A 12,230-nucleotide genomic window follows, 5' to 3' on the forward strand; every position below is an offset into this window, starting at 1 on the left:
AGGGCTTTGGCACAGTGTAGCAATGGAAAGTTCTCGTCCCTTGCTACACATTGGATGTCCCCTTCTTAATCAACCGTATGAAAATGAGACGACAAAATCGAAATCGGAAAAAACGCCAATGATTAATCCTTGTCCCAGACTTATTTCATCTACTTATTAGCACCCAGCATACCTGCAACAAATTGTTTCTGCAGCACGAAGAAGATAACCAAAGTTGGCACAGTCGCAACCAAAACCGCAGCCATAATCATCCCAAAGTCTGGAGAATAACTTGAACCAAGTTGTGAAATCAAGAGTGGCACAGTTTGTTTTTCCGTAGATTGAACCACAACCAATGGCCAGAGATAGTTATTCCAACTGTTCATGAAGGTGATAATAGCTGCCGCGGCATAGGTCGTCTTCATGGTTGGCATATAGATTTTGAAAAATAAGCCTGCTTCAGACACACCATCAATTCGACCAGCTTCCAATAATTCTTTAGGAAACATCTTGGTGTTTTGACGGAAGTAAAAAATCAAGAAAGCTGTCACAATATAGGGCAAGAAAATTGAAGCATAGGAGTTAATCCCAACAAGTGAACTAATCATAGACATTTTCCCGAAAAGTCGAAAAAGAGGAATCATGATTGCTGCGAAAGGTACCATCATAGACAAAAGAATGATATTAAAGACGATATCTTTCCCCTTACTACGGTAAACTTCAAAACCATAACCAGCTACTGAGCCAATCAGGAGAGCTAAAACTGTCTGGAAAAGAGCTACAACAGTAGAATTTTTCAGTGCATTTGTCATATCCGTCTGACTAAAAATGTTTTTCAAGTTAGTGAACAATTCGCCACCTGGCAACATGCGCCCATTAGTCACATCGATACTGCTATTGGTCGCACTGACTACCAAGAAATAAAATGGAAAAACAAAAATAATGGACATGAGGATTAAAAAGATATAAGTTGCAATTGTTTTTGGTTTATCTCTTTTCATCTCGACCTCCCACACGCGTTTGAATAATAGATAGAATCACTACCAAGACTACGATAGCATAAGAAACCGCTGCTGCATAACCAAAGTCTGGTGTGTATTTGAAACTCAAATTATAGATATATTGCGAAATTGTTGTCGTCGCATCACCGGGGCCGCCCTGTGTGATGTTCATAGGCTCATCAAATAATTGAAGCGTACCAATTGTTGACGTGATGGTCGTAAACAAGATAACCGGTTTCAAAAGAGGAATGGTAATGTTAAAGAATTTCTTAACCGCACTAGCCCCATCCACATCTGCAGCCTCGTAGATTTCTGGATCAATGTTTTGCAGAGCAGATAAGAAGAAAATCATATTATAACCTGTCCAGCGCCAGGTAATCGCAATAATGATAACGACTTTCGACCAGAAAACATTATCCAGCCACATGATTGGTTCTTGTAAAATGTGCAGCGAGGTCAAGATTTTATTCATGATTCCATCGTTGGAAAAGAGGTATTTGAAAACGATAGAATAAGCAACCAAGGAAGTAACAGAAGGCAGAAAGACAATCGTCCGAAACAGTCCCTTAAACTTCAAAGCCTTATTATTAAGCAAAACTGAGAAGAAGATTGCCAAAATAACCATAATTGGCACTTGAACAACTAGGAATAAAACGGTGTTCTTCAAAGCACTGATAAAGACTGGGTCGTTAAAGAGGCGTTTGTAGTTAGCAAGTCCAACAAAACTTAAATTATTCCCCTTACCTGATGAAAGAGACAATTTAAAGGCTTCAATCATTGGGTAAAAATAGAACAGGACGATCAATAGAGTCGGAACGATAACAAATAACCATCCCGCAAGTTTTGATCTTAAAAATGGATTCATTTTTTTCATTCTAAACTCCGACTTTCTGAATAAAATAACCAAATAATTTAGTTATCAAGCATCTGCTTTTAATATCCTAAATCATTTGGTTAACATGCGATTATTTCAACTGATTTTCAGCTTCTTTTTGGGCATCTTCAAGGACTTTGTCAATGCTTTCTCCGCCCAAATATTTTTGCAATCCTTTGATAAGGATGTCCTCAATTGCATATGTGTTTTCACCGTAGTTAACAGCTGGAATTTGAGTTGACCATTCGGCGAAGTCTTTGTAGATTTTTTGTCCTCCAAAGTATTTCGCTTCAGTGTCATAAACACCTGCTTCTGTTGCCGGGATATAAGAACCGATAGCTCCAATATTTTCTACCAGTGTCTTGTAAAGGTCTGTACTTGAACCGAAGGTTTCTTTCAAAAATTCAGCAGCAGCTTCTTTTCCATCAACGTTAAGAACATAGATAGATGCACCACCAAGGTTTGAAGCATTTACAGACTTTTCCATTTCTTGGCGTGGGAATGGGACAACTGCCCATTTGCCTTCTTGGTCTGCTTGAGCTGTGATTGATGGGGTAATCCAGTTGCCTGTCGGAACTGACCAAACCACACCTGTATTAAAGTCGCTCAGCCATTGGCTCCAGTCACTGTTGCTATCTGTGAGACCAGCATCGTAGATTTTCTTGAAATCATTTCAGGCTCAAACCAGAGCCCAAACTGGAGTCCCTGATCATGAACATAGTCTGCAAAATGCTTCAATCCTTTTGGAAACTTGTCCTCCCAGACCTGCCAATCTCCCAGTGAAGACTGGTCATTATTTCTATGACCAAACCAACCATCGTCAAGGACAAACATCTCGATTCCCATCTTCTTAGCTTCATCAACTATCGGGCGCAGCTTTTCTTCCGTAAAATCAAAATAGGTTGCCTCCCAGTTATTGATTAAAATAGGCCGTTCAGCATGCTTGTACTTGCTTCTCACAAGATTGTCTCGGATGATGTGGTGGAAATTCTGACTCATACCGTTCAAACCAGAATCAGAGTAAGTCATCAAGACTTCTGGAGCTTGAAAAGAGTCTCCTGCTGCTAAGGTCCAATTAAAACCAAAATCATTGATTCCAATCACCAGACGAACTTGTCCAATCTGATCTTTTTCCACCTCAAATGCGTGATTTCCCGAGTAAACAAAGTGAAAACCATAGGCCGAGCCAGTTAGCTCATCTGTCCTTTTGTCTACTAGAGCCAGAAAAGGATTCATCTGGTGGCTCGAAGTGCCTCGTCTACTGCTATAGTTTTTCAACCCATAACCAATGGGCTCACGCTCCAAATGACGCTCATTAGCATGGGCACCTGGTAAACAGATGGCATCAAAGTCTTTAGCGACAAAATCTAATTGCATGGATGCCATTTTCTCAACGACAAGTGACCTATCCCCTCTATTTAGGACAGAGCATGAACGAGCGATGATAGCTTGATGCCTAAAAATGGTATAAGAAAGCTCTACTTGTAAATGTAACAAACTATCTTCCAGAGTCACCACCAAAGTCTCAGCTTCATCATCTGTCGCGAAAGTCGCTGGCAGTCCAAGCAAACTAGGTTTTCTAGCTTCAATGCGGTAACTCTTATAGCGAAAATCTACCGAACAACTGCCAGAATCTCCCCTCACCATCAAAGCCGGTGTTCTGTAATCACCTGAATAGCTACCACTAAATTCTTGAGGTAAGGTATCTTTTGAATAACCTCGTTTAGAAATCCCTGATAAATTTCCTGAAAACCCTCGGTCAATACGAGGATAGGCCAACTGATTATGATAGCGCTTAACTCTTTTCCCAAAATAAAGATGACTCAAAAGTCCTCCCTCGTCAACCATAAAAAGATAGGACAGATGGTCGTTAGATAGATGAAAAGTGTTAGTTTCAGAAGTAAAGGTGATTAAATTCTTCATAAATGCCCTCCTATATTTTTTCACTAATCATTTTACTGTTTTTTTACTTATAATTCAATAATATTTTTATCTTTTTATCTGAAAGTCGGTTCTTGAAGCAGGTTTTTAAAAGTAAAATTTTAGTTTATGGAGCGAATATAAGAAGAATTTTATGATATACTATTAGCATAGATTATTTCAAGGAGAAAAAACATGGCAACGATTAAGGATATCGCAGAGCAAGTAAAAGTTTCAATCGCTACTGTTTCACGCGTGCTAAACAACGACGAGTCCATGTCAGTCAGCGAAGATACCAGACGACGAATTTTCCAAACTGCTGATAAACTAGGCTACACCAGATACAAAAAAAATCTTACCGCTAAAAATGAAAATAAAAAAGTCGCTATCATCCAGTGGTACACCGAGTCCGAAGAAATCAACGATCTTTACTATTACTCTATCCGCATCGGAATCGAGCGCCGAGCTATTGAATTAAACTACGAGATTATCCGTCTTTTCAATGATTCCCCCTTAGATGCCGCTAGAGGATGTGATGGGATTATTGCCATTGGAAAATACAGCAATTCCCAAATCAAGGAACTAGAAACCATCAATGATAATCTTATTTTTGTCGATAGCGATACACTTAGCCAAGGTCATACCTGCATCACGACAGATTTTACTAATTCCGTGGTCAATGTACTCAATCACTTTATCAGCAGAGGTCACAAACATATTGGGATTTTGACTGGCGAGGAGCTGACCGCCGACCATGAATTTCCACTAATTGACCCACGCTTTTATACCTTTAAAAATTACCTGAGTCAGCATCGTCTCTACAATTCTGACTATGTCTTTATTGGAAAATTTTCAACTGAAGACGGCTATCATTTGATGAAAAAAGCTATCGCAACGCTGGGAGATGACCTACCGGACGCTTTCTTTATTGCCAGCGACGCTCTTGCAATCGGTGCCCTTAGAGCCCTGCAAGAAGCCGAGATTAAAATCCCTGACCGCGTCAGTATCATTTCCTTTAACGATACCGTTGTTGCCAAACAGGTCTATCCCCCACTCAGCAGTGTTACCGTCTTTACGGAAGAAATGGGTATTCTTGCTATGAATACACTAGAGCAACATCTACAGAATTTCGCACCAGATCTTCCAGTTATGATGACTGTCGCAACCCTTCTCACCTTACGTTCAAGTAGCAAGTAGGTTTCACCATGCACCAAGGCAAGCTCTACATCCCTACTGACCCCATATTCTGACAAAGCAAAGTCTCTGTCAGGAATTTCTCTATGATTTTAACCATACCCGGCCTTCCGAAGGAAAAAAGCGGAGCGATTTACTTAAAAAATGTTTGCTAAAGTCGGCGAAAATGTCTATATCGAACCTCCTCTTCACGCTAACTGGGGAGGTCATTTCTGTCAGATAGGTGACCAAGTCTATGCAAACTACAACCTCACCCTAGTTGATGATACCACAATCACCATCGGTAGCAACACCATGATTGGACCAAACGTTACTATCGCAACAGCTGGTCACCCTATTCTACCAGAGCTTCGTGAACAAGCTTACCAGTTCAATCTTCCTGTCACTATCGGGAAAAACTGTTGGTTGGGAGCCGGAGTCATCGTTCTGCCTGGTGTTACTATTGGAGATAACTCTGTTATCGGAGCTGGAAGTCTAGTCACCAAAGATATCCCAAAAAACGTTATTGCCCTTGGTAGTCCAGCTAGAGTCCTCCGCAAAATTAACAACTACGATCGCCAATTTCTCAGCAAAAACCAAGAAATTGACTGGGCTTCTCTTCAAAGCAAAAAATGAGAGAGGGACAAAATTAAAATCGGCAAGAATGCCGATTTTAATTTTGTCTCCACCATCCAATTTTCAGGTGTTTGATTTGAAATAATCTATCTCCAGACCTTGATTGATGTCAGTTGACGATTGTCGACTTGTGCCTCCCACTTCCGCACAGTTGATTAGCAAGGACCTGTCCATTGTGTGAAAAGGGAGAAGTTCCTCCAATCAACCGCAGTATCAAAGTACCTAACTGCAACAAGGTTAAAAGACAAGGACTTTGTTCTAGTCTTTTTGTATGGTCATTACGCGAGCTTAACACAAAAGGCATCCCAAGCTGAAAGTTGGCTACTTTGCGCTATTTTTTCGACTTCAGTATTCGAGATGATGATTTCTTGATAAACTGGCAATTCAAATGGCTGCACCTGATCCGAAAGATTGATAACCACCAAGTAGCTAGCTTCAACCGTCTTACGCTTGTAAGCAAAGACCTTATCTGCACTATCTAACAATTCAAAGTCAGCATCAATGAGCCAATCATTCTCCTTGCGAAGCTTGATAAGTTTTTGATAAGTGTAGAAGATGGAATCTGGATTAACCAGCGAAGCTTCAACATTAATATCTGCATGGTTTGGATTGACCGGAAGCCATGTCTGGGTGTTGCTTGAAAAACCAGCCTGGGCGCCAGCAGTCCATTGCATAGGCGTCCTAGCATTGTCACGACCAATGATACGAATACTATCCATGACCTTGACTTCTGTTTCTCCATCTGCCATCGCCTCTCGTGCATAATTAAGAGATTCAATATCATTGAGCTGGCTCAAATTCTCAAAGGGATAATTGGTCATGCCAATTTCCTCACCTTGATAGATGTAAGGTGTACCGCGCATAAGATGGAGGGCAATGGCTAGCGCTTTGGCAGATTTTTCGCGGTAAGCTCCAGTATTCCCCCAGATGGATAACACACGAGGTAGGTCGTGGTTATTCCAGAATAGGGAGTTCCAACCTTGGCCTAATTCAAGATCGGTCTGCCATTTTTTGAAGATTTCTTTAAGAGCTGGCACATTCAGCTCTTTTTCATAGTCCCACTTGGGTGCATTTTCTTTATGCTGCAAGCCGATATGCTCAAACTGAAAGACCATGGACAATTCTTTTTCACCTGGACTCGAATACTTTTTCGCAATCTCTGGTGTCGCTCCCCAAGTCTCACCTACCGTCAGCAAATCCTTACCAGCTAAGGTCGCTTGATGCATTTCTTTGAGATAATCGTGCAATTTCGGACCGTTATTGGCAATCTTCTGATCAGGAATTTTTCCTATCATGTCAATGACGTCCATGCGGAAACCTGCAATTCCCTTGTCAATCCACCAGTTCATCATATCATAAATTTTCTGGCGTAGCGTAGCATTTTCCCAATTTAAATCCGGTTGCTTCTTGCTGAAAAAGTGGAGATAGTACTGACCTGACTTGTCATCGTATTGCCAGGCAGAGCCACTAAAAATGGATTCCAAATCATTTGGCTGGTCACGCCATATGTAGTAATCACGTTCTGGACTATCAGGATACTCACGCGCTTCCACAAACCAGGCATGCTCATCCGACGTGTGGTTGACCACCAAGTCCATAATAATCCTAATGCCACGCTGCTTAGCCTGCGCTAGCAATTCTTCCATATCCGCCATATCTCCAAAAATATCAGCAATAGCCTGATAATCTGAAATATCATAGCCGTTATCGTCCATAGGACTCTGATAAACAGGGGACAGCCAGATAGCTGTAATTCCAAGCTTTTGCAAGTAATCTAACTTACTCGTAATACCCTTCAAATCCCCAATCCCATCGCCGTTCGAATCCATAAAAGACTTAGGGTAGATTTGATAAATTGTGGCCTTATGCCACCAGTGTTTTTCCATACTTAACCTCATTTTCTTATCTTTTTATGACTAGTATATCTTACTTAGAAAAAGTACGCAAGCGTTTGCTTTAACTTCTCTAAAAAATCCCTGACTATAGGGATTCTTAAGAGGTTATCCTTAGAAAAAACGTCTCTCTTCACCATTTTCAGTCACTAGGTAAGTTAATTCTTTTAAATTGATACTCGCTTTAGCAATAACCGACTTATCAGCATTATGGCGTGTAATCAGAATGCTGTTTTCATCTGGAGTTTCTACCTCAATACCTCCATCTAGGGCAAAGGCTGCGCACTTATTACGGAAGGTAAAGAGATCAATCAAAGCCTTAACGACTGGACGTTTTACTTCCTGAGCAATCTCTTCTTCTGTATAATAATGACGATTGATATTTCGCCCTTCTTTTGTACTCTCAAGAAGTTCCAAATCATTTTTACCAGCTAAGAAACCAACATAGTAAACCTGAGGAATTCCTGGCGCGAAAGCCTGAATCAAACGAGCAAGGAAGTATTTTTTATCATCATCACCAAGAGCTGAGTAGTAAGTCGAGTTGATTTGGTAAATATCCAAATTATTGTACTCAGCTGAGGAGTACTTACGCTTAACATTTGCTCCCACCTTGTAAAGTTCATTGGAGGCAAACTCGATTTCTTCATCTGTCAAAATGTCTTTAACGTCCACAACGCCAATACCATCATGCGTATCAAGGGTTGTAAATTGTTTCATCGGGCTCATTTTTAGCCACTTAGCCAACTGATTCGTATGTTTAGAATAAAGGGCATGCAAAGTCACCATTGGTAGAGCAAAGTCGTAGACATAATAGTCATGGTCGGCAATCTTAAATTGAATAGTGTAGTGCTCGTGAATTTCGGGTAAAAGCTCTGCACCCGATTTGGCGGCAATATCACGTACCTTATCGAGCAAGTCCCAAATGTCTGGTTCTACAAAGAAATCATTGGTATCCAATTTCTTAACAGCATAGGCAAAAGCATCCAGACGAATAAGGTCACAACCGTTAGCCGCCAGATTTTCAATGGTCTTTTTAATGAAGTCCATCGTTACCTCTTTGGTAACATCAAGGTCAATCTGCTCCTCACCAAAAGTATTCCAAAGATGCTCTGTTGACCCATCTGCAAAAATGATTTCCTGCATTGGTGCCTTATCTTTACGCTTGTAAATCAAGTCCACATCAGCTGGCGTTGGACGGTTCTCAGGCCAAAATTTATCCCAGTTTAGGAACAAATCCTTGTATTCACTGTCTTCATGCTTTGCTTGATAATCTTTGTAATATTTTGACTGGCGCGAAATATGGTTAATCATAAAATCAAACATGAGATAATATTTTTCTCCCAATCGTTTGACATCATCCCAATCTCCAAAAGCAGGGTCAACTTCATCATAATCAACTGGAGCAAAACCTCGGTCACCAGTGGATGGAAAGAATGGCAAGAGATGCACACCACCAATCGCCTCCCCAAAATACTTGTCCAAGATTTGTTCAAGTTCCTTCAAATCCTTACCCATACTATCTGAGTAAGTGATTAACATGGTTTTATTTTGAATACCCATAAGGTCTCCTTTTCTTGTAAACGTTTAATTATCCTTGATTTTAGAAGAGCTGATTAATGACAGCCCTTCAATTTATTTTTTCAAAATCCTTAGGAATCTTCCTCTAGGACATCCCGTAGTGTGATTGCAGCTTTAGCTGCTTATCACACTTAACACTTACTTGACCGATCCGCTTGTCATACCTGAGATAATGTTCTTTTGGAAAATGAGATAAACAATCAAAATCGGAATAATCCCAACGACATAAGAGGCAAAACTTGGTCCGTAATCGCTAAAATACTGTCCTTGATAGTTGTATTGGAAGAGGGGCATTGTCCATGTACTAGAATCACGGTTGAGAACTAGAAGTGGCATCAAGAAGTCGTTCCAAACCCAAAGAGCATTGATGATTAATACCGTTGCATGCATGGGTTTCATGAGCGGAAAAATAATCTTACGGTACATCAAAAAACGTCCTGCACCATCAATAGCTGCCGCCTCATCCATCTCTGTTGGTACAATAGTCTTTATGTAGCCTACATAAAGAAAGAGTGTTTGAGGTATAGCATAGGTCAGATAAAGGATTGTCAAGCCAACCAGATTAGTCATATGAAGATTACTCATTAGCTTAGCCATTGGCAACATAATAACTTGGAATGGTACAAACATACCTATAATCAAGAGAGTATACATAATCGCAAAGATTTTCTTGCGATCCATATGTCGAGCAATGGCAAAAGCCGCCATCGGAATAACTGCGATAATCAAAGCTACGCTAACAACTGTTAAAAAAGCTGAATTAAGGAAATAATGAACAATCCCATCATTGAAAAGGCGTTCATAATTAGATAGAGTCCATTCTTCAGGCAAGCCAAAGAAGTTACCTGTGATTTCTTTAGTCGTCTTAAAAGAGCTAATAATAGTCACTGCTAAAGGAATCAACATAAGCAAAATCCCTGTAAGCAGTACGATGTAAGGAATGATATTATTCTGTTTTTTAGTTTTCATCATCGTTTACCTCACACTTCATACTTTTTAGAAAGGGTAATTTGCACTACCGAAATAATGGTTATAATGACAAACAAGACTACCGCTAAAGCATTTGCATAGCCGAACTGGTTGTTGGTGAAGGCATTGTCATAAACCAAAAGCCCCAGAGTCTTAGTCGCACCATCCGGACCACCCTTAGTCAAAGAATAGATCAAATCAAAAGCTGTCAAACCAGATTTCATAGCCAAGATAAAGACCATTGAAATTGATGGCAACAAGAAAGGTAGCTCAATTTGGAAAAATTGCTGACGCTTATTGGCACCATCAATAGCTGCAGCTTCTTTAATGTCCTCTGGAATAGATTGCAAACCAGATAGCAAAATAACAACCGGCATAGCCAATCCCTGCCAAAGAGCTACAAAAAGCACTGACCAGAAAACTGATTTTTCTTGGAATAAAAGGTTAGAACTTAGCCAATCGATCCCCAACACTTCTCCAACCTGAGGCAAGCCATAATTAAAGAGCTGACTAAAAATCAAACCAATCGTCACCGTTGACAATACCGCTGGAAAGAAATACCAAGTACGGAAAAAGCCAACCGCCTTAATTTTACGATTCAGGAGCGTCGCCAGCCAAATCCCGATAACAATTTCTCCAACAACCAAGCCAACCGTAAAAAGAAGGGTGAAACCTAGACTTTTATAGAAAGCTTGATCCTGAAAAATTTTAACGTAGTTATCCAAACCAATAACATTATAATTACGGGTAAGACCAGTCCAGTCTGTCAGGGAATAAATCAAGCCATTTACCAAAGGGTAAAAGAAGAAAATAGCTTGAAGAAGAACTGGAATAATTACAAAAATATATGCCCAGTATTTACTTATGAAACCTTGTTTGTTCATATCTTGTCCTCCTAGTTCACTAAGATAAAGAGCCTGGTATTTTATCCCAGACTCTGATTTTCAATACCTTACTAAACACACTTATTATTTCATTGTGTCAAAGAATGTGTTGAGGTTGCTAATATAAGCATCTAAGTCTTTGCTCTTGATATATGAAACGTTAGCATCCCAGAAAGTTTCTTCTGAAGTCCATTCTGAATGCAACCAGATAGCTTGTTGGTCTGTAAAGGCAAGTGAGGCTACATCTGCCAACTCACTGAATTTACCTTCTGTTTTTACACCTTTAACAGATGTTGGTGAGCCATCAACATCATAGTATTTTTGGAAGACCTCTGCTGAGCTGAAGTATTTAACAAAGTCTTTTGAAGCTTCTACATTTTTTGAATCAGCTGAGATAGATACTGCCATATCAGCAGCCCCAACAGTCATGACTGGTGCATCTGTAGTCAAACCTGGCATTGCAAAGAAACCTACTTCAAAATTTGGCTCTTGCTGATTAATTACCGTAAGCGCCCATGAACCGTTGGCCATCATGAGAGCTTTACCTTCCGCAAAAGCTGCTACTGTGTCAGCGTAAAGCGCACCATCAGAGTTAGCTTGTCCATTACCTGCGAGAAGATCAAGATAGCTTGCTACATTTTTAGTAACATCGTCAGCTTTGATGCCTCCTTTATCGCTAAAGCGAAGAATTTTATTGGCAGCTTCTGGGCTACCTGCACTTTGAATCCATGCTAATTGTGCAAATCCATTAAAAGTCCATGAATCTCCGAGAGCTTCTGCAAATGGCGTTTGGCCGTCATCTTTAATCTTCTTCACAATCTCTTGAAATTCCGCTAAAGATTTTGGAACTTGAATGCCTAATTTTTCAAAAGCTGTTTTGTTGTAATAAATACCAGAAACGTTTGTTGTCAAAGGCACATTGTAGATTTTATCATCGACCGCATATGCCTCTGCTGCTCCTTCGTTTAGGTTCCCAAGAATGTCAGATTCTTTTGTTAAATCAACAAATTGACCATCAGCAGCCCACCCCTTGAAGTCGGCATTTTGTGGGTAGATATTGATAACGTCTGGTGTTTCGCCATTAGCAATACGCGTTTTTAGGACGGTACCAGCATCTGGAACGCTTGTCAATTTAACCTTGACATCATCTTGTGACTTGTTGTAGTCATCAACAATTTCTTGTAAAGTCGCTTGCATTTCCGTTTTTTGAGAGAAAAACTCAATTTCTTTTGCGTCGCTCTTAGAGCTATCGTTACCGCAAGCTACCAAGAATGATGCAAAGCCACAGACAGCTGCACATTTCAAAAAAGTTTTCATTTTCATT

General features: G+C 40.2%; 9 protein-coding genes and 2 pseudogenes. 2 read left to right on the top strand and 9 right to left on the bottom strand.

What is annotated here, in order from left to right; all coding sequences use genetic code 11:
• Positions 1-149 precede the first annotated feature (149 nt).
• The 4 genes and pseudogenes from G576_RS0106005 to G576_RS12430 form a co-directional block, all read right to left on the bottom strand.
• On the bottom strand, positions 150-980 hold the full coding sequence (locus tag G576_RS0106005; RefSeq protein ID WP_027973839.1) for a carbohydrate ABC transporter permease: 831 nt from the start codon (positions 978-980) through the stop codon (positions 150-152).
• Positions 967-1,854, bottom strand: a complete 888-nt coding sequence (locus G576_RS0106010) for a carbohydrate ABC transporter permease (RefSeq protein ID WP_027973840.1) — start codon at positions 1,852-1,854, stop codon at positions 967-969. The genes G576_RS0106005 and G576_RS0106010 overlap by 14 nt, the downstream gene beginning before the upstream one ends.
• 91 nt (positions 1,855-1,945) lie before the next feature.
• Positions 1,946-2,512: an extracellular solute-binding protein gene (locus tag G576_RS12425; RefSeq protein WP_342664550.1), complete on the bottom strand. Its 567-nt coding sequence runs from the start codon at positions 2,510-2,512 to the stop codon at positions 1,946-1,948.
• Positions 2,503-3,777: pseudogene (locus tag G576_RS12430) on the bottom strand (glycoside hydrolase family 36 N-terminal domain-containing protein); the annotation flags it as partial. The gene G576_RS12425 and the pseudogene G576_RS12430, both read right to left, overlap by 10 nt.
• A 192-nt stretch (positions 3,778-3,969) precedes the next feature.
• Between G576_RS12430 and G576_RS0106025 the strand changes: the two are divergent.
• Together G576_RS0106025 and G576_RS12435 are read left to right on the top strand one after the other, a co-directional pair.
• Positions 3,970-4,971: a LacI family DNA-binding transcriptional regulator gene (locus tag G576_RS0106025; protein WP_027973841.1), complete on the top strand. Its 1,002-nt coding sequence runs from the start codon at positions 3,970-3,972 to the stop codon at positions 4,969-4,971.
• An 8-nt stretch (positions 4,972-4,979) separates the two neighbouring features.
• Positions 4,980-5,583: pseudogene (locus G576_RS12435) on the top strand (sugar O-acetyltransferase).
• Positions 5,584-5,861: 278 nt separating this feature from the next.
• Here the strand turns inward: G576_RS12435 and dexB are convergent.
• From dexB to G576_RS0106055, 5 genes are all read right to left on the bottom strand, one after another.
• Positions 5,862-7,469 carry a glucan 1,6-alpha-glucosidase DexB gene (dexB, locus tag G576_RS0106035; RefSeq protein WP_027973842.1) on the bottom strand — a complete coding sequence of 536 codons (1,608 nt, stop codon included), beginning with the start codon at positions 7,467-7,469 and terminating at the stop codon, positions 5,862-5,864.
• A gap of 120 nt (positions 7,470-7,589) precedes the next feature.
• Positions 7,590-9,035: a sucrose phosphorylase gene (gtfA, locus tag G576_RS0106040; protein WP_027973843.1), complete on the bottom strand. Its 1,446-nt coding sequence runs from the start codon at positions 9,033-9,035 to the stop codon at positions 7,590-7,592.
• 156 nt (positions 9,036-9,191) lie between these two features.
• Complete coding sequence (locus G576_RS0106045) at positions 9,192-10,025, bottom strand: carbohydrate ABC transporter permease (RefSeq protein ID WP_083959962.1); 834 nt, start codon at positions 10,023-10,025, stop codon at positions 9,192-9,194.
• Between the two features lie 8 nt (positions 10,026-10,033).
• Positions 10,034-10,906, bottom strand: a complete 873-nt coding sequence (locus tag G576_RS0106050) for a carbohydrate ABC transporter permease (RefSeq protein WP_027973845.1) — start codon at positions 10,904-10,906, stop codon at positions 10,034-10,036.
• Between the two features lie 84 nt (positions 10,907-10,990).
• A complete protein-coding gene (locus tag G576_RS0106055) occupies positions 10,991-12,229 on the bottom strand; it encodes an extracellular solute-binding protein (RefSeq protein ID WP_027973846.1) in 1,239 nt (412 codons plus the stop codon).
• Position 12,230 lies beyond the last annotated feature (1 nt).

The organism is Streptococcus porci DSM 23759 (genome assembly GCF_000423765.1).
In the GTDB taxonomy this organism is placed as follows: domain Bacteria; phylum Bacillota; class Bacilli; order Lactobacillales; family Streptococcaceae; genus Streptococcus; species Streptococcus porci.

Coding starts and splice junctions, on each gene's coding strand:
- G576_RS0106005 (WP_027973839.1), bottom strand. CDS start 980: ATGAAAAGAGATAAACCAAAAACAATTGCAACTTATATCTTTTTAATC.
- G576_RS0106010 (WP_027973840.1), bottom strand. CDS start 1,854: ATGAAAAAAATGAATCCATTTTTAAGATCAAAACTTGCGGGATGGTTA.
- G576_RS0106025 (WP_027973841.1), top strand. CDS start 3,970: ATGGCAACGATTAAGGATATCGCAGAGCAAGTAAAAGTTTCAATCGCT.
- dexB (WP_027973842.1), bottom strand. CDS start 7,469: ATGGAAAAACACTGGTGGCATAAGGCCACAATTTATCAAATCTACCCT.
- gtfA (WP_027973843.1), bottom strand. CDS start 9,035: ATGGGTATTCAAAATAAAACCATGTTAATCACTTACTCAGATAGTATG.
- G576_RS0106045 (WP_083959962.1), bottom strand. CDS start 10,025: ATGATGAAAACTAAAAAACAGAATAATATCATTCCTTACATCGTACTG.
- G576_RS0106050 (WP_027973845.1), bottom strand. CDS start 10,906: ATGAACAAACAAGGTTTCATAAGTAAATACTGGGCATATATTTTTGTA.
- G576_RS0106055 (WP_027973846.1), bottom strand. CDS start 12,229: ATGAAAATGAAAACTTTTTTGAAATGTGCAGCTGTCTGTGGCTTTGCA.